Genomic DNA, 18814 nt, shown 5'->3' with positions numbered 1-18814 from the left:
GCGGTCGGTCGAGGCCGGTCACGCAGGGACCGGCCACAAAGGCGCCAAGGTAATGAGGCTACCGCGACCTGGCAAGAGGCCTCAGGCGTTCGCCTGAGGCCTCTTTAACCCTTCATCCAGCAACCAGCGTGCAGCGACACGCGCAGCAGCCTTGTGTTGTAGCTCCAGTTCGGTGAAGCGTTTCTCGAAGCGGCGCCGTTCGGCCTTGTCCAACGCTTTCCAGCCCGCATGCGTGGGTACTTCGGCGGTCGCCTCGAAGAGCAGATGGAACACCTGGCAACGGCTGTCATTGCTCAAGGCGCTGTCATAGTTGTCGAGCAGCACCTTGATGCGGATGGCTCCTTCGATCAGCGGCAACTGCTCGTCGAGCAGGCTGCTGGCGAGAATGTGCAGATCGCCGCCGATACGTTGTTGGCGTTCTTGCTGTGCTTCGTCGCGCACGCGCTGGTTTGCCCATACGCGGCGCCACAGGTGCCAGGCATAGGTGGCCAGCGCCGCGATCAGCAGCAGGCCGGTCAGGAGTAGTGTGAGGCTCAGAGCATCCATGCGCGGTTCAGGCGCCGTGGCACTTCTTGAATTTCTTCTCGCTGCCGCACGGGCAAGGATCGTTACGGCCGACATCCTTCAACGCGTTGCGCACGGGCTCCTGATGGCCGTGGTTGCAGTGCGGGCCGTGCACATGGTCGTGATCGTGATGATCGTGGTCATGGTTGCAGTCAGGGCCGTGGACGTGGGGTTGGTTGCTCATGGTGTTACTCATGCAGGTTATTCGGGGATGAAATCGCCGGGAATTATCTCTCCATTGCGCGCCATGTGCACGCTGCGGCCGAATAACATACCGGTTTTTACCTGGCCCTTGAGGCTATAGCGAATTGGCTCGTTCGGTTTTTCCAGCGCTTTGACGATCTGTCGCACATGACGCCAGAGGTTGGTGCGCACCGGTACTTCGAAAGTGTGATGACCGTGAGCGGGCACGGTGAACCACTCGTTGGAGTAGCCCTCGGCCAGTTGGATGCCGTTTAGATGGACGTTGTAGTCCAGCCCACGCACCGGCAGGCTGACGCCGTTGGGATTGTCGATTCGAAAGCGCAGGCGGAACTCCTGTTCGAGCAGCCTGGCCTTGACCACATCAACTTTGATGAGTTGGACGTCCGGGTCCTTGAAGCCACCTGTCATCCAGGTGGAGCATCCTGTCAGGCCTGAAAGCAGGCCAAAAAACATCAATAGGCTGATAATTCTTATCATTTGCGCCTGAGAAAACATTTCATACCCCCATTGCGGCTCAGTGTAACAAGCAAGCGCTTGGCTGCAACGGGGAAGCACTCATTATTTTCAATGAGATAGTGGGGTGGTCTGGTGCTGTCGAGGTTCGGGAGAGCATGAATGAGAAGCCTGCAGTGTCGGGGCAAAGGAACCTGCGCCATACTGAGCGGCGAATAGGACAGGAGTGTGACCATGAGTCGCTACGAGATCGCCTTCTCCGGGCAACTGGTGCCGGGCGCCCAGCCGGAGCTGGTCAAAGCCAATATGGCCAAGTTGTTCCAGGCCGATGCTCAGCGCATTGCCCAGTTATTCTCTGGGCGTCGCATCGTGATCAAGAACAACCTCGATGCCGCTGCCGCGGAGAAATACCGTGCGACCCTGGAACGGGCCGGCGCTCGGGTCGAGGTCGTCGACATGGACGTGGTGATCGAGGAGGTCGAGTTGGCTCCGCCACCGCCCGTACAGTCGGAACCTGCGCCGGTAGCCAGCCCCGCTGCGGCCAGGCCGGGTCGCCTGCAGGTCGCTCCACGAGATGAGTACATGGCCGCGTTCAGTGATGTGGATGCGCCGGATTTCGATATCGCTCCGGTGGGCAGCAATCTGCAAGACGCCAGACCCGACGCTGCGCCACCACAGGTCGATCTTTCGCAGTTCAGTCTGGCTCCCGTCGGTAGCGATATGGGCCAAGCCAAGCCTGTAGCTCCCGCTCCTGCGCCGGACACCTCGCACCTGAAACTGCAGGATTGATTGTCCTGCAGGCAATGAAACGCCGTGAGCTGCCCCAGGCAGCCACGGCGTTTTTGCGTTCAGGGCCGCTAACCCGCCTTGCACTTGGCAGTGGCCTCCTCAGGTTTGAGGTTGCGCACGCTGGTGTAGAACAGCTCGCAGGTTTGCAGTTTCTCCGTCACCTGCCATTTCTCTGTGCAGGTATTGAGCGTCTGCTGCGGATCAACTGCCGGTTGCCGGCCCATGTTGGCCTGCCAGCAGGCGGCGCTCAGATCCTGCCCCATGACCTTGATTCCTGCTGCGTTGGCGGCGGCCTCGCTGCCCTTGTTGTTGGCAGGGTCGGCTGCATACCAGATATAGCTGGGATGGTTGGCGCCGAGCACGGGGACCTGCTGTCCAGGCCGCGCCTCGATCTGGCCGAGGCCCAGCACCGGCAGATTCACTCCGTATTGCTGTGTGATCCAACTGCGCACCGGCGCGCCAAAGGCGACCATCGGCAGGCTGGCATTCCCCGGGCCGACGCTGAGCTCGCTGACCATGCGCCGTTGATAGCTGGTGAAGTAGCCATAGACGCCTTCCAGAGCACTGCCGGCACTGGCTGGGGCGGCAATCGGAGCGATGTCGACGATGGTCTGATAAGCGGGTGTGTGTTCTGGTTGTACACCATTGAAACTGAGCAGAGAGGCCCAGCGGTCTGTGGTGCTGGAGCGCAGGTAGTCCTGAGCCTGGGTCAGTGAGTAGTCCGGCGGGAAGTGCAGCAACTCGACGCTCTTGCGGTTCTCCAGGGCCATGCCCAGGGGCAGGAAGAAGTACCAGTTGTACTGCCATTTGCCGTCACGATTCAGCTGGCTGGCGCCCTGATAGGCCAGGTCACCGGTGTCGAGCAGTTGCAGAAGCGGCTTGCCGTAATCCGTTGGCGCGCCGTCGAAGATGGCATGAATGCGTTCCCCGTTACGGGTTACGCGCACGTTGGCCTGGGGGTAACCATCGCGCGTCAGGCTCTGTTGCAGGTAGTGCTCGACCGTCTGTTCCAGCGTCCAGTCGCGGTAGCAGATCACGCTGCAGTTGTTCGGGTAGGCGAACAGGCGACTGACGCGCTGGCTGTCACCCAGATCCAGCGTTTCCCCTTGCAGCCCGCCGGGCTGGTTGGCGCAGCCTGCCAGCAGGCCGGCCAGGATAAGAGCGATACCACTTTTCTTGTGCATGGCTTTCTCCTTGTTGAGTGTCCTCGCGGGACGTTTCAACTGAAGCAGAAAGCAGGATTAACGCCAATCAGGCACTCAGGTAGGGCGCACAGCACTTCTTGAACTTCTGCCCGCCTTGGCAGGGACACGGGTCATTGCGTCCGGCTTTCAGTGGCGCCGTGGGGTCGAGAAAGAACCAGCGTCCGTCCACCTGAACGAAAGCGGAGCATTCGCGGTGACGATGTTCGCCGTTGTCATCGTGCCAGCGGGCAACGAAGGTGACCTGGGCGTGCTCCGGTTTGCCGCCGAATATCTCGCTGCCCTCGACTTCCAGTCCCAGCCACGTGCTCTGCGCACTCCAGGCAGCCATGGCGTCGTGGTCGAGCGCCTGTTGCTGGGCAGGCAAAGTGGTGGCGACCAGATAGTCCACCAGGCCCAGTACATAAGCGGTGTAGCGCGAGCGCATCAAAAGTTCCGCGCTGGGAGCGTTGGCCCCCGCATGATAGCGACCGCAGCACTGGCTCAGCAGGTTGCCGCTGCCGCAGGGGCAATTGGGATCGAGTGGGTTCATCGCTCTACCACCAGTATTTGCCGAAGTTTTGTGGATTAGCCCAGAATTTTGCGTTCAACCAGTCGGGAACTTGCTTGTAATCAAGCAGATCATAGGTGAACAGATGCAGGGTCTGTCCCTCGCGCTGGAACTGTTCACTGGCTTGCAAAGCCAGGGCGAAAAGATCGGTTTCCTGCCAACCACATGCCTTCAGGTCGAGCAATACGGCGACCCGACTGGCATTGAGATTGCGGATGCCGCCCAGTAGTTGCAGTCCATCGCGTTTGGGTAAGTGCTCCAGACAATCGACCAGAATTGCCAGGTCGAAGCGCTGTGCGGCCAGTTCAGGCGCCAGGGGGGCAGCAGGTGCGGTGGTGACCTGACACTGCGGGTGGGCGCTGTGAAAGGCGCTGACTGCGGGTAGTTCGCTTGCCCCGAGCAACAGCAGTTTCTCGGGGGTATAGCGGGCAAGCAGTGCCGCAATGGCTTGCTGTGGAGTACGGGTGCTAAGGCTGGCGGTCATCGAACTTCCTCGAAAAGTCTGCAAAGACTAACTTGGTGTCGGTATCAGGCCTAGAGTGAGAGAAAATTATCCGCAGAAGCTGCTATAGCTGGCGGATTGTACAACTCCTGTCTTTACTACTATTGAGTCGGTTATGGGCCGATGAACATTGGAGACCTAAAGTATGAGTATCACAAGGAACGCAGTACCCCTGATTCTGGCTAGTACCCTGCTGACCGGCTGTGCCGGCTTGCAGAAAACCGACTGGCCCACCTGCGCAGCTGTAGGCGGTGTGGGTGGTGCGGCGTTAGGGGCAATCGAAAGTTCTACCTGGGCAGGTGGTGGTGCGCTGGTGGGTGCCGGTATGGCCGCAGCCTATTGCTGGGTACACGGTGCCGAAGCGCAGCAGGTTGCCGTTGTCGAAGAAGTCGTTGTCGAGGAGGTTGCCGTTGCCGAGCCGGCCGAAGCCGTTCGTGTCGAGCTTGACGTCAAGTTCGACTTCGACAAGGCCCAGGTCAAGCAGGAAAGCTACGGCGATATCAAAGCCCTGGCCGACTTCATGAAACAGTATCCGCAGACCAGCACTGTGGTTGAAGGTCACACCGACTCCGTGGGCAGCGATGCTTACAACCAGGGTCTGTCCGAGCGCCGTGCCAGTGCCGTTCGCGACGTTCTGGTCAACCAGTACGGTGTCGAGTCCGGTCGTGTGCAGGCGGTGGGCTATGGCGAGAGCCGCCCGGTTGCCGACAACGCCACTGCTGATGGCCGTGCCATCAACCGTCGCGTAGAAGCCGAGGTCGAAGCTCAGCCGTAAGGCGCTTCGCTCAACCGGATAAGGCGTCACCCGAAAAGGCCCGACCGATTTTCATCGGTCGGGCCTTTTCTTGTGTGGAATCTGCCGCTGACCGCGGCTTGCGCGCAATCTTCCTTGTACCTGCACCTCCTCGCTGATAGTGGGCCGCGCCCATGACGGATGCAGCGGGGCACTCTGGCGTTCGCGGGTGATAAACAAAGTCGTTAAAAAATATTCGTCGCTCTGGTGGTCATTGTTGCGAGGGGGTAACGTGCAGCGCTAATTAGAAAATAGCTGCGCAAGAGGGCGGGGATGAAAACATTGTTGACGATGGGCAAGGTACTGGCCTTGGCCTTCTGGCTGGTATTCGGGGCGGCGCTGGCCAAGCGTTTCGGTACCCCGTTCGAACAACTCGTCTATGTGCTCGCGGCCTTTCTTGCGTTGCTGCATGGCGTGCAACTGTGGCTGTTTTCAGACCTCCTGTCCGGTCGCGCTAGCCCCTGGCTGGATCGTCTACAGGTCCTGCTGTTCGGCGTTTTCCACCTCTACCCGCTGAAGGTAGAGCACAAGTCCGAATGCATGGCAGCAGCGTTTGAGGAGGCTACTCATGCGTAGTTTCACGCTGTTGCTCTGCCTGTTTGCGGGTACTTCACTTGCTGCTACGCAGGTCAAGGTACCTTCCAATACCTTGATGCGCTTACCGGTCGCCAGCAGCAGTCTGCAGCTTGAGCGACTGGAAGTGGCGGATCAGGCGACCCTGATGATTCCGGCAACGGTGACCGAGTTGCATATCGGTGAGCTGCTGATGGGCCGCGACGCGCGTATTGGCGTTGCGCCCAGCGATCAGCCACTGCGACTGGTGGTAGAGGACGCCGATATCGGCCCGGGCGCCTGGATCAGCGCCAAAGGTGCCGCTGGCACCTATACCCGGCCAGCCACGCCTGGGCGGGAGATCAAGCTCAAGCTGCACAAGCTGACATTCGAATCCTTGACCCTCGATGTGCGCGGTGGTCAGGGCAGACCGGGTTATGCCGGGCTCGATGGTGCGCATGGGCAGCCGGGTGGTTGCACCTGGGGTCAGGCCAGTGCTGGCCACGATGGTCAGGACGGCACCGATGGGCATGAAGGTGCTGCAGGCGGCAGCGTGGTGCTGGAGGTACCTCACCACGTCGAGGTCGAGCGCATGCAGGTGTTGCTCGATGGCGGCGCGGGTGGTGCAGCTGGTTCGGCGGGGCGCCCCGGCCGTGGGGGCGCTGCCAAGGGCTGCCTGCTCTACGGTGTAGATGGTGCGGCCGATGGCAAACCTGGCCAGCCTGGGCGCGAAGGTGCGGCGGGCCGCAGTGGTGCCGTGCAGGTGTTTCGGTTCTGAATAATTGCTGCTGCCTTGGTTCGCAAGGCAGCAGCGCCAGTCAGAATACCGGGCGCATGGCCGCCAGCGTCATCAGTGCCAGGCCGATCAGCAGGTTGCTGCCGACCACCTTGCGAATCCGCCCCAGCGCCTCGCCGCCTGCAGGCCAGTTCTCGCTCTCCACGGCGCGCCGCAGCTGCGGCAGCTGCAGCGCCTGAATACGCAGGAACAGGGCGAGCATCACCAGATACAGCCCCATCATGATATGCACGTAGCGCGGCGCGGCGTCGAAACCGCTGTAGCTCATGTGCAGCATGCCGACTCCAGTCAAGGGCAGGACTGCTACCGCTATCCAGACCCAGACGAAGAAGCGTTTGAACACACTCAGCCACAGGCGCAGGCGTGCTGGCGGCTCCAGTATGTCCACCGCCGCCGGGCGCAGGATCATCCAGGCGAAGAACATCCCGCCGACCCATACGACGGCGGCCAGCAGGTGTAGCGCATAGAGTGGTGCGTAAGGTGTCATGCGGTATCTCCAGAGGGGCCGTTTGGCAGGTCGGTTCATTCGATTGGCACGCGAGTCAGCGCCAGATCGATTGCCGCGCTATGATAGCGACCGCTCCGCGAATACTGAAAATTTATCCAGCCTTTTTCGTTTCAGAATCCATGCTCAGTACCGAACTCAAGTCCCAGATCCAGGGCGCCTATTCGCGCTTTCTCGAGGCCAAGTCGCTCAAGCCGCGCTATGGCCAGCGCTTGATGATCGCCGAGATCGCCAAGGTGCTCGGCACCATCAAGACCGATGACGAGGGCAAGCGTCTGGGTGATCCTGCCGTGGTGGCGGTCGAGGCGGGCACCGGTACCGGCAAGACGGTGGCCTACAGTCTGGCCACCATCCCCACCGCCAAGGCTGCTGGCAAGCGCCTGGTGATCGCCACCGCCACCGTGGCCCTGCAGGAACAGATCGTGCACAAGGATCTGCCTGATCTGTTGCGCAACAGCGGCCTGAACTTCAGCTTCGCCCTGGCCAAGGGGCGTGGCCGCTACCTGTGCCTGTCCAAGCTCGACCACCTGCTGCAGGACGGCGCCGCGCAGAGCGCTACCGCGCAGTTGTTCGAGGAAGAAGGCTTTCGCATCGACGTCGACGAGCAGGGTCAGAAGCTGTTCACCGCGATGATCGAGAAGCTCGCCGGCAACAAATGGGATGGCGACCGCGACAGCTGGCCGGAGGAGCTGGAAGACGTGCGCTGGGCGCAACTGACCACCGACCACAGCCAGTGCACCAATCGTCACTGCCCGAATTTCCAGCAGTGCGCTTTCTATAAAGCGCGCGAGGGCATGGGCAAGGTCGACGTGATCGTCACCAACCACGATATGGTGCTAGCCGACCTGGCGCTTGGCGGTGGCGCGGTACTGCCCGACCCGCGCGAAACCATCTATGTGTTCGACGAGGGCCATCACCTGCCGGACAAGGCCATCGGCCACTTCGCCCACTTTACCCGCCTGCGCTCGACTGCCGACTGGCTTACGCAGATCGACAAGAACCTGACCAAGCTGCTGGCGCAGAACCCGTTGCCGGGCGATCTCGGCCGTCTGATCGAACAGGTGCCGGAGCTGGCGCGTGAGCTGAAGACTCAGCAGCAGTTCATGTTCGCTGCCTGCGAGCAGATCGCCGACTTCAAGGCCGGCGAGGACATGGAAGGACGCGAGCGCCCGCGTCATCGCTTCGTCGGCGGCGTGGTGCCGGAGCATCTGACCGAGTTGGGTCTGGAACTGAAGAAGGGCTTCTCCAAGCTCAATGACCTGTTCACCGGCGTTACCGAGCTGCTCAAGGAGGCCATGGACGGCGAGGGCGCCGTGGGCATCGCCAGCCACCAGGCCGAGGAGTGGTATCCGCTGTTCGGCAGCCTGATGGCGCGCGCCAAGGGCAACTGGGAATTGTGGCTGGCCTTCACCGCTGAAGACCCCGAGGAAAGCCCACCCATGGCGCGCTGGCTGACCCTGGCCGAGAGCGGTGCGCTGTTCGATATCGAGGTCAACGCCAGCCCGATCCTCGCCGCCGAGACCTTGCGCCGCAACCTGTGGAACGTTGCCCATGGCTGCTTGGTGACGTCTGCGACCCTGACCGCGCTGGGCACCTTCGACCGCTATCGCATGCGTGCCGGCCTGCCCAAGGCGGCGGTCGCGGCGATAGTGCCAAGCCCCTTCCATCATGCCGATGCCGGCCTGCTGCGCGTGCCGGATCTCAAGGCCGACCCGCGTGAGGCTGCTGCGCATACGGCGGCTATCACCCGCGAGCTGCCGGGCCTGGTGGCAGGCAGTCGCGGGACGCTGGTGTTGTTCTCCTCGCGCAAGCAGATGCAGGACGTGTTCGACGGCCTGGATCGCGACTGGCGCAAACGCGTGTTCATTCAGGGCAACCTGTCCAAGCAGGAGACCCTGAACAAGCACAAGGCGCGTGTCGATTCAGGCGAGGAAAGCGTGCTGTTCGGCCTGGCCAGTTTCGCCGAGGGCGTCGACCTTCCTGGCGCCTACTGCGAGCATGTGGTGATCGCCAAGATTCCCTTCGCCGTGCCGGATGACCCGGTGGAGGCGGCGCTGGCCGAGTGGATCGAGGCGCGTGGCGGCAATCCCTTCATGGAAATCGCCGTGCCGGACGCTTCGCTGCGTCTGGTGCAGGCTTGCGGTCGCCTGCTGCGTACCGAGGCTGATCGCGGCACTATCACCCTGCTGGATCGGCGTGTGGTTACCCAGCGCTACGGCAAGGCCATTCTCAATGCCTTGCCGCCGTTTCGTCGGCAGATCGACTGAGAGGGTGTCTACAAAATGGCTGCACTTGGCAATACTGCGTTGAAAACGATCTCGAAATGCTCATTTACAGCACGTAAACTCCGCTTTCTCGATCGTTTTCGCCTTGTCTTGCCTTCGTTCGCCTATCTTGTAAACACCCTCTGACAGGCTGTTGAAAAACTACCTCGGCTGCTCCACCTGCAGTCGTCGCCTAGGTTTTTCAACGGCCTGCTGACGTTATTCACCACCCCTGTTGCGCTGTTCCAGCTCATCACCCAAGCGCCCCAGCGTCGGTCGAATGCCGGCGCGGTGCGCGGCGCGGGCGATGGCGTGAGCGGCCAGCGGTGCGCTGGCCAGCAGAATCAGCAGGCCGATAAAGGCCTCCAGTGCCAGCTCGCCACTGCTGGCCAAGGCCACTGCGCCAAGTAACAGGACCGCGCCGAGAACCCCGGCCTTGCTCGCCGCATGCATGCGGCTGTAGCTATCGGGCAGGCGCAGCACTCCAATCGCGCCAAGCAGAGAGATCACTGCGCCGCTCAGTACCAGCAGCGAGGCCAGCCAGGCTTGTACTTCGTTCATGGGCGTTCCTCGCTCTTCTCCGGCATCTGGCTGTGGGCGTCATCGAACAGGAAGGCAAAAGCCGCCGTGCCGAGAAACGACACCAGTGCCAGCAGCACGGCAACATCGATGAACAGCGCCTCGCCGCGCATCAGACACAGCAGGGCCATGGCGGCGACCGCCAGCAGGGTGAGGGCGTCGATGGCCACCGCACGATCCGGGCGGCTTGGGCCGCGCAACAGGCGATAGAGGCTGATCAAACCGCTCAGCGCGAGCAAGGCTGCAGCCAGGGGCAATACCCAGGCAGCACCGGCCAGGTGCAGGGTCATGGCGTTACTCCTTCGGCTTTGCCGGCATCGAGCCAGGCCAGCAGGCGGCGTTCCAACTCGATGAGAATGTCGGTCACGTCCTCGCGGCGCCGCGCATCGAGGGCGTGGATATAGAGCAGGCCTTGCTCCTCGTCATAGTCCAGGGCCAGGGTGCCGGGGGTCAGGGTCAGCAGGGTGCCGAGCAGGGTGACCTTGTCCACCTCGCGGCGAGTCACCGGGTAGGCCAGCACGGCCGGTTCCACATCGACCCGACGCGCCAGCACCAGCGTGGCGACTTGGTAAGTCGCGAGGAACACCTGGGCGATGAACCACAGGCAGAAGCTCACACCATGCTCCAGGCTGCGGGCGTAACGACGCAGGCGCCCGATTGCCAGGCCCAGCAGGCGAGCGATCAGGTAGAGCAGGGCGAAGGCCAGCAGGCCTCCACCGAGATGGCCGGCGCCGAGGCCCCAGGCCAGGCCGGCGCTGGCCAGCAAATGGATGACAAACAGCATCAGGTACCTCCTGCGCCAGTGAAGGGTTGCAGATAGGCTTGCGGGGCGGCGAGTTGCGCGGCTGCCGCCACGGCATAGTCGATCAGCGGGCCGGCGCCCAGGCCGATCAACACGGTCAGTAGCGCCAGGGCGCTCATGCCCAACCAGGCCGCGCGTATACCGGTAACCGTTTGCAGCGCTTCTTCACCTGCCGGATGGGGCTTGAGAAATGCTTCGTTCCAGATCTTGTTCATCGATAGCAGGGTGAACACGCCGGTCAGCAGGGCGATGCCCGCCGCCCACCACGCAGCGGCATCCAGGCTGGCCTTGACCAGCAGGAACTTGGCCCAGAAACCGGACAGCGGCGGAATGCCTGCCAGCGACAGCGCCGGAATGGCGAACAGCAGCGCCAGCCAGGGCATGCGCTTGTACAGTCCACCCATGTCGGCCAGGCGCTCGGAGCCGCAGATGCGCGCCGCCAGGCCGCCGATGAAGAACAGGTTGGCCTTCACCACGATATGGTGGATCAGGTAGAACACTGCGCCGGCCAGCGCCAGCGGGGTGGCCAGGGCGAGGCCGAGGATCATGTAGCCAACCTGGCTGACGATGTGGAACGACAGGATACGGCGCACCTCGGTCTGCGCCGCCGCACCCAGCACGCCCACCAGCATGGTGGCGCAGGCGACCCACAGCAGCAGTTGATGCGGCAGGCCATGCTCCGGCCAGAGCAGGGTCACCAGGCGAATCAGCGCGTATACGCCGACCTTGGTCAGCAGGCCTGCGAACATCGCCGAAACCGCCGTCAGGGCGACGTGATAGGTGGCCGGCAGCCAGCCGAATACCGGGAACAGCGCAGCCTTGATGGCAAACGACAGCAGCATCAGCAACAGCGCCGGCGTCACGCCAGGTGGTGCCTCACCGCTGCGCATGATCACCGCCAGCTCGCCCATGTTCAGCGTGCCGCTGGCGCCGTAGACCAGGCCGGCGGAGAGCAGGAAGATCAGCGTGGCGAACAGGTTAAGGGCCACGTAGGTCATGCTGCCGGCCAGCCGGCGGCTGCCGCCGCCAAGCGCCATCAGGGCGAAGGAGGCGATCAGCAGCACCTCGAACCAGACATAGAGGTTGAAGATGTCGGCGGTGATGAAGGCGCCGCAGATGCCGGTCAGCAGACCCTGGATGAACAGGTGAAAGTCGCGACCGATCTTGCTGTCGTTGTCCTTGGCCACGCCATAGAGCAGGGTGACCAGCGCGACCAGGGCACTGATGGCGATCATTACCGCCGACAGGCGATCGATCACCAGGCTGATGCCGAACGGCGCCTGCCAGTTGCCCACCTGACCACTGAGCACCACGCCTTGTGCGGCCTGCCAGACCAGCACCAGGCCGACGGCCAGCAGCAGTGCGGTGCCAGTCAGGCTGAGCACGCGTACGGCCAGCAGGTGGCGGCGCAGGATGATCGCCAGCAGCAGGCTGCACAGGGGAACGAGGATTGGCGCAACGAGTAACGCGTGATTCATCGGCGAGCCTCCGCACCATTGGCGTCATGTTCATGCTCGCTGTCGTGCCAGTCCGGTGCCGGTTGCTCGGTGATCGAGCTGACTGAGTCGGTGGTCTTGTCGCCATGCAGTTCGCGGGTGCGCTTGAGCAGCGCCAGGGCGAAGATGAACAGGCTGAAACCGATGACGATGGCGGTCAGTACCAGCGCCTGCGGCAACGGGTTGGCCGTGCTGGCAGCGTTGCCAGCCTCGACGAAGGCCGGGCGTTCGCCGAAGAAGCGCCCGGCGGTGAGAACCCCCAGGTTGATTGCGTTACCCAGGAGCACGACGCCCAGCACGACGCGCTTGAGGTTGCGATCCAGGAGCATCCACAGGCCCAGACCTGCCAGGCCTCCGGTAGTGATTGTGGCTAGCCATTCCATTACTGGCGAACTCCCGTCAGCTTGTCGATCATGTGCAGGGCAGAGCCGAACACGGTGAGGAAAACGCCGATATCGAAGAGCAAGGGCGTACCCAGCGGCAGCCCGCCAGGGAAGATCCAGAGACCGGTAAGAAAGGCACTGCCCGCGATCAGGCCAAGAATGCCGGCACCCGCAGCACAACCCAGGCCGATACCGATCAGCTGCGCAGGCGCAACGGGTAGCACCCGGCGAATCTGCCCGTGGCCGTAGGTCAGCACCAGCAGGATCAGGCCGCAGGCCGCCACCAAGCCGCCAATGAAACCGCCGCCGGGCAGGTTGTGACCGCGCCACAGCACCAGCAGCGAGGCGGCCATCATCAACCAGGCCAGCGGGCGCAGGCCTTGGCGCAGCAGCGGCGAGGTGAAGGCATCTTCCCCGCTATGCTCGTTGCCGAAGCGCCGGCCGGTGCTCAGCAGGCTGGCCGCCGCCAGGGCAGAGAGAGCGACCACGAGGATCTCGCCCAGGGTATCGAAGGCGCGGAAGTCCACCAGGATCACGTTGACCACGTTGTGCCCGTGGCCACCCGGCAAGCTGTTGGCCTGATACCACTGGGCGATTTCGCCCGGCAGTGGCAGGCTCACCGCCAGCAGCAGGGCACCGGTCACGCTGAGGCCGAAGAGGATCGCTACGCTGGCGTGCAGGCGTCGCTTCCACGGCGCGCGTGCACCGCTGGTGGGAACCGTGGGCATCTTGCGAAACACCAGGGCGAGGAAGATCAGACTGAGGGTTTCCACCATCAGCTGGGTCATCGCCACGTCCGGGGCATTGACCGAGACGAACACCAGTGCCAGGCCCAGGCCGCAGGCGCCCAGTGCCGCCAGCAAGGTCAGGCGGCCAGGCAGGAACGCCGCTGCCACACCGCCGGCCAGTGCCAACAGGCAGCCGGCCAGGCCCAGCGGCGAGATCGGGCTGTAGCTGCCCTGCAGCAGTTGCGGCAGCGCCGGCAATAAGCCGACCGCCAAGAGGCCACCGACCGCCAGGGCCAGCAGCACCAGATGCTGACGCAAGGAGCCGTGCTGGAAACGGGCGGCAAGCAGACCGGCGAAGTGGAAAACGCGTTTGAGCAAACGATCCCAGAGCAGGTCGCCACTGACGTTCCAGGCCGTGTTGGCACGATCAAGCGCCTGCCGTACGCGGTCGCGCATCACGTAGAACAGCACGCCCAGCGATACGGTCAGCAAGCTGGCCACAAGCGCTGGGGTGATGCCGCCCCACAGATACAGGTGCACATCCACCGGGCCGCGCGCCACAGCTTGCACCGCGTTGTTCACCAGCCAGGTCTCCGGCCAGGCATTCCAGGCGCCGAGCAGGAAACCGCCGATGGCCAGCAGCATCGGCCCCAGCCACATCGGCAAGCCGACTTCGTGCGGGGTGCGCGGATAGTCGCCGCGCTTGCCGAGGAAGGTCTGCAGGAATACCAGGCCGGCAGCGGCGAACAGCAGGGCGTTGGTAAGGATCATCACCAGCGTTACCGCCCAACCGATATGACCCATCTCGATCAGGCCGGTGTACTTGAACTCCTTGGCGATGAAGCCGAAAAACGGCGGCAGGCCGGCATTGGAGAATGCCGCCAGGGCTACTGCCGCGCCAGTCAACGGCATGAAGCGGATCAAACCGCCCAGGCGTGCCAGCTCGCGGGTGCCTGTGGCGTGGTCGATGGCGCCGACTGCCATGAACAGCGCACCTTTATAGAGAGAATGCGCCACCAGATAGAGCACGAACGCCTGCAGGCCATAGCTGGTGTTGGTGCCGATCAGCATGGTCAGCTGGCCCAGCACGGTCACCGTGGTGTACGCCAGCAGGCGCTTGAGGTCGGTCTGGCGGAAGGCGAGGAAGGCGCCGAGCACCGCAGTGGCTGCGCCGAAGGTAATCAGCAGGGTGCCCCAGCCGACGGAGCCGCCAAGCACCGGGTTGAGACGGGCCAGCAGGTAGATACCGGCTTTTACCATGGTCGCCGAATGCAGATAGGCCGACACCGGAGTCGGTGCGTTCATCGCATTGGGCAGCCACAGATGGAAAGGCACCTGCGCCGATTTGGTGAAGCAGCCCAGCAGCACCAGGGCAATGATCGCCGGCAGCAGCACATGGCCTTCGATCTGCTCGGCGCTGAGATCGGAGAACTGCCAGTTGCCCGTCGCGCCACCGAGCAGGATCAGTCCCGCCAGCAGCGCCAGGCCACCGCCGCCGGTGATCAGCAGCGCCTGCAGCGCCGCACGGCGCGATACCGCTTTGTCGTGTTGAAAACTGATCAGCAGGAAGGAGGCGATACTGGTCAGCTCCCAGAACACGAACATCGCTACCAGGTCGTCGGCCAGCACCAGGCCGAGCATCGCCAACATGAACACCAGCAAGTAAGCGTGAAAGCGACCCAGGTGGGCGTGGCTGGACAGATAACTGCCGGCGTACAGCACGATCAGGCTGCCGATGCCGCTGATCAGCAGGGCAAAAACCAGCGAGAGACCGTCCAGGCGCAGGCTCAGGTTGATACCCAGTGCCGGAATCCAGCTCAGGCTTTGCATCACGGCGCCGCCGCCGGCGATCAGCGGAATCTGTTGGACGAACCAGACGAAGGCCGCCAGCGGCGCCAACATCAGCAGCCAACCTGTGCGAGCACCCAACAGGCGCGTCAGGCCGGGTGCCATGATGGCAGCCAGGGCGATCAGGGACAGTAGGTAGAGCACTCGTTTCTCCTGTGCCGAGCGTCGAATCCAAGGCGGCCTGACGACTGCGTACGCACCGCAGCTGCGCTGTTCAGGGCGTATTGGTCATATCAGGCCGCATTTGTTTCATCATAGGAAAAACCAATCGAAGATCGCTATTTTATGAAGTTTCAGAACATTGCATGATAGGCGGCTGCCATCATCGGCAGTATTGAGATAAGCAGTGAAACGGGAGAACAGTGTGCAGATTCAGGGCTATTTCGACTTGCGCTTCGAAGCGGTGAGGGACGCATTCGCCGCACAGTTCGATGATGCGCAGGAGCGGGGCGCGGCCCTGTGCGTGAAGGTGGGTGGGGAAACCGTGGTCGACCTGTGGGCCGGTGTGATGGACAAGGACGGCCAGCAGGCCTGGCACAGCGACACCATCGCCAACCTGTTCTCCTGTACCAAACCTTTCGCCGCTGTGGTGGCCCTGCAACTGGTGGGCGAGGGCAAGCTCTACCTGGATGCGCCGGTTGCGCGCTACTGGCCTGAGTTCGCCGCCGCTGGCAAACAACGTATCAGTGTGCGTCACCTGCTCTGCCATCAGGCCGGCTTGCCGGCGTTGCGTCAGGCGCTGCCCGCCGAGGCGCTGTATGACTGGCAGACCATGACCAACGCGTTGGCAGCTGAAGAGCCCTGGTGGCCGCTGGGTGAAGGTCATGGCTACGCGCCCATTACCTATGGTTGGCTGATTGGCGAGCTGATTCGCCGTGTCGAAGGTCGTGGTCCCGGCGAGAGCATCGCTGCGCGCATCGCCAAGCCGTTGGGCCTGGATTTCCACGTCGGCCTGGCTGACAGCGAGTTCGATCGCGTCGCCCATATCGCTCGCGGCAAGGGCAATCTTGGCGACGCTGCCGCGCAACGCCTGCTCAAGGTGATGATGAGTGACGCCCAAGCCATGAGCACGCGCTCGTTCACCAACCCGCCGTCGATCATGACCAGTACCAACAAGCCTGAGTGGCGGCGCATGCAGCAGCCGGCCGCCAATGGCCACGGCAACGCGCGCAGCCTGGCGGGTTTCTATGCCGGTCTTCTCGACGGCAGCCTGCTCGATGCCGAGCTGCTGGGTGAAATGACCCGTGAGCACAGTGTCGGTGACGACAAGACCTTGCTGACCCGCACGCGTTTCGGCCTGGGTTGCATGCTCGATCAGGCCGATGTGGCCAACGCCACTTATGGCATGGGGGCAAAAGCCTTCGGCCATCCCGGCGCCGGTGGCTCCAGCGGTTTTGCCGACCCGGAACGAGACCTGGCATTCGGTTTCGTTACCAACAATCTAGGACCGTTCGTCTTGATGGACCCCCGCGCGCAGAAACTTGCGCGACAGATTGCGGACTGTATCTGATTGAAACGGCTAAACTTGCGCCAACCGTTCAGTACCAACCATAGCAGGCCGTTGAAAACGTAGGCGAGGCAGCCAGTGCAAGGCAAAAACAGGCGAAAAAGCGCAGTTTACGAGCTGTAAATGAGCATTTTGATCGGACTCGCGCACGAGCCTGTTTTTAACGCAGCAATGGCAACGCAGGTAGTTTTTCAACAGCCTGACAACGAATCGACCATTAGATCTGTTTGACCCCGGGGGCTACATGCGTGCCAACAAGATTTTTGCCTTTACCTGCTGCCTGCTGATCGCGGGCTGCGCCGGCTCGGAAAAGAAGGAAGTCGCCAAGCCGGCAGTGATGCCACCGCCTCAAGTTACCCGCGCTTGGCTCGACGAGTACGAGCCGAAACTGCGTGAAGCGGTCAAGGGCAGCCACTTCGAGTTCGAGCGCCGCGAAAACCTGCTGGTGGTCACCGCCCCGGTGCAGGGCTCGTTCAATCCGGATCGCCCGCAGATGCTGCTGCCGGTCAGCTTGGGCCCGATCACTCGCGTGGCCAAACTGTTGGAAGCCGACGACGATGTCGCCGTGGTCGTGCTCGGCCATGCCGACACCAGCGGTGACGACGCGAAGAACCGCGAACTCAGTCAGCAGCGCGCGCGTGCCGTTACTTCGATTTTTCGTCTCAGCGGCCTCAAGCAGAACCGCCTGCAGGTCATGGGCCTGGGCTCCGACGCACCCCGTGCGGCAAACGACAGCGCGGCCGGCCGTGCGCTCAACCGCCGCGTGGAAATCCTCCTGACCTCGCGTGACACCATGCAGGGCCTGATCGCCAAGTACAGCCAACCGGCCAAGGCAGAGCTCAAGGATGCACCCAAGGTAGCTGCTGCAGATCAAGGAAAAGTGGGCAAGTCGGAGTAAGCTTGCGGGCATTTCCACCCTGAGCGGGCAGGCACTCGAATCCAGCGGATTGGTTTCTGGCCCTGCCCTGAGGAATTGCCATGACCCAAACCCTGGCCGATATGCGCCGCGACTATACCCGCGATGGCCTGAGCGAAGCCCAGGCCCCGTTGGAGCCCTTTGCCCTGTTTCGTCAGTGGTTCGATGACGCGGTCAAGACCGAGCAATTGCCGGTCGAACCCAACGCCATGACCCTGGCCACCGTCGACGAAGATGGCCGTCCGCACTGCCGGGTGCTACTGCTCAAGGGGCTCGACGAACGCGGCTTCACCTTCTTCAGCAACTACGACAGCGCCAAGGGCCGCCAGCTCGCGGCACGCCCGTTCGCCGCCATGACCTTCTTCTGGCCCAGCCTGGAGCGCCAGGTGCGCATCGAAGGTCGCGTCGAGCAGGTCACCCCGGCCGAATCCGACGGCTACTTCCAGGTACGCCCGCTGGGCAGCCGCATCGGCGCCTGGGCCTCGCCGCAGAGCAAAGTGATTCGCGATCGCGCCGAGCTGGAAAACCTGCTGGCGGAAACCGAAAGACGCTTCCTCAACCAGACGCCACACTGCCCACCGCACTGGGGCGGCTACCGTCTGCTGCCCGAGCGCATCGAATTCTGGCAGGGCAGGCCAAGTCGGCTGCATGACCGCCTCAACTATCGGTTCAAGGGTGAAGCCTGGATTCGTGAGCGGCTGGCGCCCTGACCATCAGCTACCGCCGAGCATGCTGTTCGCCAATAAGGCTGTACGAAACGAGCACATAAGATACCCTTGCGCCACGAACCAACCAGGACGCTGCGAACCGAACGATGGGTTTTGAACAATTAGCCGAGCTACGTGACCGCCTGCGCGCCGAGAAGCAGCAGGTACAGCAGGTAAAGACCGAAAGCGCGAAGCCGCAAAAACGCAAGCAGCCGCCTAAAGGCAAGCCGCGTGAGCAGGATCCTACCGTCGAGGCGATCTGGCGCTTGCAGAAGCACTTCCCATTGGCCTTCCCGGTCAACCCGGCGCCTAAGGTGCCGTTGAAGGAAGGCATTCTCAAGGACGCCGAGCAACATCTGCAGTTGCTCGGTATCACCGTTGAGCAGCTCAAAGCGGGTATTGCCGCCTGGTGCCGCGGTGGTCGTTACTGGGCTGCAATGACCGAAAATGCACCGCGTCTGGATCTGCAAGGCCAGCCCGTTGGTATGGTGACGGCGGCGCAGGCGCTGCATGCCAAGCAGCAGGCCAGACGGCACCGGGCCGAAGCTCGGCGCAATCAGGCCAAGGCTAAAGCGCCAGCGGACGGCAAGGTCGTGGAGAACGCTGCAGCACCTGCTGCGGAGTAAATCCTGGCTAGCTGAAGGTTTTGCCGGCGCTGCGAGGGATACCTCGTG

The 18814-nt window shown here is 62.8% G+C and carries 21 protein-coding genes and 1 pseudogene; 9 read left to right on the top strand and 13 right to left on the bottom strand.

Going from position 1 to position 18814, the window contains the following annotated elements; all coding sequences use genetic code 11:
• Nucleotides 1-81: 81 nt before the first annotated feature.
• Genes RTH74_RS01620 through RTH74_RS01610 form a run of 3 tightly spaced genes read right to left on the bottom strand, consistent with a single transcriptional unit; the run spans nucleotide 82 to nucleotide 1263 of the window.
• Nucleotides 82-546, bottom strand: coding sequence for a DUF2489 domain-containing protein (locus tag RTH74_RS01620; protein WP_316913543.1), 465 nt, complete (start codon nucleotides 544-546; stop codon nucleotides 82-84).
• A gap of 7 nt (nucleotides 547-553) precedes the next feature.
• A complete protein-coding gene (locus RTH74_RS01615; RefSeq protein ID WP_039964455.1) occupies nucleotides 554-748 on the bottom strand; it encodes an SEC-C metal-binding domain-containing protein in 195 nt (64 codons plus the stop codon).
• Between the two features lie 17 nt (nucleotides 749-765).
• A complete protein-coding gene (locus RTH74_RS01610) occupies nucleotides 766-1263 on the bottom strand; it encodes an LEA type 2 family protein (RefSeq protein WP_099522091.1) in 498 nt (165 codons plus the stop codon).
• A gap of 192 nt (nucleotides 1264-1455) precedes the next feature.
• On the opposite strand from RTH74_RS01610, the gene RTH74_RS01605 reads away from it, so the two are divergent.
• Nucleotides 1456-2010: a hypothetical protein gene (locus tag RTH74_RS01605; RefSeq protein WP_316913542.1), complete on the top strand. Its 555-nt coding sequence runs from the start codon at nucleotides 1456-1458 to the stop codon at nucleotides 2008-2010.
• Nucleotides 2011-2078: 68 nt separating this feature from the next.
• Here the strand turns inward: RTH74_RS01605 and RTH74_RS01600 are convergent, their stop codons facing one another.
• From RTH74_RS01600 to RTH74_RS01590, 3 genes are all read right to left on the bottom strand, one after another.
• Entirely contained in the window at nucleotides 2079-3194 is a 1116-nt protein-coding gene (locus RTH74_RS01600) for a hypothetical protein (RefSeq protein ID WP_316913541.1), read from the bottom strand.
• Nucleotides 3195-3261: 67 nt separating this feature from the next.
• Complete coding sequence (locus RTH74_RS01595; RefSeq protein ID WP_316913540.1) at nucleotides 3262-3744, bottom strand: YchJ family protein; 483 nt, start codon at nucleotides 3742-3744, stop codon at nucleotides 3262-3264.
• Nucleotides 3745-3748: 4 nt separating this feature from the next.
• Entirely contained in the window at nucleotides 3749-4246 is a 498-nt protein-coding gene (locus RTH74_RS01590; RefSeq protein ID WP_125835619.1) for a DUF6231 family protein, read from the bottom strand.
• 439 nt (nucleotides 4247-4685) lie between these two features.
• Between RTH74_RS01590 and RTH74_RS01585 the strand changes: the two are divergent.
• The 3 genes and pseudogenes from RTH74_RS01585 to RTH74_RS01575 form a co-directional block, all read left to right on the top strand.
• Nucleotides 4686-5039, top strand: a pseudogene (locus RTH74_RS01585) (OmpA family protein); the annotation flags it as partial.
• A gap of 291 nt (nucleotides 5040-5330) precedes the next feature.
• Nucleotides 5331-5633: a DUF1145 domain-containing protein gene (locus RTH74_RS01580; protein ID WP_316913539.1), complete on the top strand. Its 303-nt coding sequence runs from the start codon at nucleotides 5331-5333 to the stop codon at nucleotides 5631-5633.
• Nucleotides 5626-6387 carry a collagen-like protein gene (locus tag RTH74_RS01575; protein ID WP_316913538.1) on the top strand — a complete coding sequence of 254 codons (762 nt, stop codon included), beginning with the start codon at nucleotides 5626-5628 and terminating at the stop codon, nucleotides 6385-6387. The genes RTH74_RS01580 and RTH74_RS01575 overlap by 8 nt, the downstream gene beginning before the upstream one ends.
• Before the next feature lie 40 nt (nucleotides 6388-6427).
• On the opposite strand, the gene RTH74_RS01570 is transcribed toward RTH74_RS01575, so the two are convergent.
• A complete protein-coding gene (locus tag RTH74_RS01570) occupies nucleotides 6428-6892 on the bottom strand; it encodes a CopD family protein (protein ID WP_004423810.1) in 465 nt (154 codons plus the stop codon).
• Nucleotides 6893-7032: 140 nt separating this feature from the next.
• Here RTH74_RS01570 and dinG point away from each other — a divergent pair, with 140 nt between their 5' ends.
• Entirely contained in the window at nucleotides 7033-9177 is a 2145-nt protein-coding gene (dinG, locus tag RTH74_RS01565; protein WP_017677812.1) for an ATP-dependent DNA helicase DinG, read from the top strand.
• A 216-nt stretch (nucleotides 9178-9393) separates the two neighbouring features.
• On the opposite strand, the gene mnhG is transcribed toward dinG, so the two are convergent.
• From mnhG to mbhE, 6 genes are read right to left on the bottom strand one after another with little or no spacing between them, the layout of a single operon-like run.
• Complete coding sequence (gene mnhG, locus RTH74_RS01560; protein ID WP_004423812.1) at nucleotides 9394-9735, bottom strand: monovalent cation/H(+) antiporter subunit G; 342 nt, start codon at nucleotides 9733-9735, stop codon at nucleotides 9394-9396.
• The gene (locus tag RTH74_RS01555; RefSeq protein WP_045734460.1) at nucleotides 9732-10043 is read right to left on the bottom strand and encodes a monovalent cation/H+ antiporter complex subunit F; all 312 of its coding nucleotides are present in this window, start codon (nucleotides 10041-10043) and stop codon (nucleotides 9732-9734) included. The genes mnhG and RTH74_RS01555 overlap by 4 nt, the downstream gene beginning before the upstream one ends.
• Nucleotides 10040-10537 (bottom strand): Na+/H+ antiporter subunit E, encoded by a 498-nt coding sequence (locus RTH74_RS01550; RefSeq protein WP_196447016.1) that lies wholly within the window; start codon nucleotides 10535-10537, stop codon nucleotides 10040-10042. Before RTH74_RS01550 ends, RTH74_RS01555 begins: the two co-directional genes overlap by 4 nt.
• On the bottom strand, nucleotides 10537-12033 hold the full coding sequence (locus RTH74_RS01545; RefSeq protein WP_316913537.1) for a proton-conducting transporter membrane subunit: 1497 nt from the start codon (nucleotides 12031-12033) through the stop codon (nucleotides 10537-10539). The genes RTH74_RS01550 and RTH74_RS01545 overlap by 1 nt, the downstream gene beginning before the upstream one ends.
• Nucleotides 12030-12434: an NADH-quinone oxidoreductase subunit K gene (locus tag RTH74_RS01540; RefSeq protein WP_316913536.1), complete on the bottom strand. Its 405-nt coding sequence runs from the start codon at nucleotides 12432-12434 to the stop codon at nucleotides 12030-12032. Before RTH74_RS01540 ends, RTH74_RS01545 begins: the two co-directional genes overlap by 4 nt.
• Nucleotides 12434-15154: a hydrogen gas-evolving membrane-bound hydrogenase subunit E gene (gene mbhE, locus RTH74_RS01535; RefSeq protein WP_316913535.1), complete on the bottom strand. Its 2721-nt coding sequence runs from the start codon at nucleotides 15152-15154 to the stop codon at nucleotides 12434-12436. Before mbhE ends, RTH74_RS01540 begins: the two co-directional genes overlap by 1 nt.
• A gap of 220 nt (nucleotides 15155-15374) precedes the next feature.
• Here mbhE and RTH74_RS01530 point away from each other — a divergent pair, with 220 nt between their 5' ends.
• The 4 genes from RTH74_RS01530 to RTH74_RS01515 all read left to right on the top strand — a co-directional run bounded on the left by RTH74_RS01530 (nucleotide 15375) and on the right by RTH74_RS01515 (nucleotide 18766).
• Entirely contained in the window at nucleotides 15375-16520 is a 1146-nt protein-coding gene (locus RTH74_RS01530) for a serine hydrolase domain-containing protein (protein ID WP_316914303.1), read from the top strand.
• A 241-nt stretch (nucleotides 16521-16761) separates the two neighbouring features.
• The gene (locus RTH74_RS01525; RefSeq protein WP_143506740.1) at nucleotides 16762-17415 is read left to right on the top strand and encodes an OmpA family protein; all 654 of its coding nucleotides are present in this window, start codon (nucleotides 16762-16764) and stop codon (nucleotides 17413-17415) included.
• 80 nt (nucleotides 17416-17495) lie between these two features.
• Nucleotides 17496-18143, top strand: a complete 648-nt coding sequence (gene pdxH / locus RTH74_RS01520) for a pyridoxamine 5'-phosphate oxidase (RefSeq protein WP_099522075.1) — start codon at nucleotides 17496-17498, stop codon at nucleotides 18141-18143.
• A 104-nt stretch (nucleotides 18144-18247) separates the two neighbouring features.
• Nucleotides 18248-18766, top strand: a complete 519-nt coding sequence (locus RTH74_RS01515; RefSeq protein WP_316913534.1) for a ProQ/FINO family protein — start codon at nucleotides 18248-18250, stop codon at nucleotides 18764-18766.
• Nucleotides 18767-18814: the final 48 nt, after the last annotated feature.

The sequence above is a fragment of the Pseudomonas sp. zfem001 genome (genome assembly GCF_032621725.1).
GTDB classification, from domain to species: Bacteria; Pseudomonadota; Gammaproteobacteria; order Pseudomonadales; family Pseudomonadaceae; genus Aquipseudomonas; species Aquipseudomonas sediminis.
The sequence above is the reverse complement of the archived record's forward strand: the minus strand, read 5'-3'. Positions and strand labels throughout refer to the sequence as shown.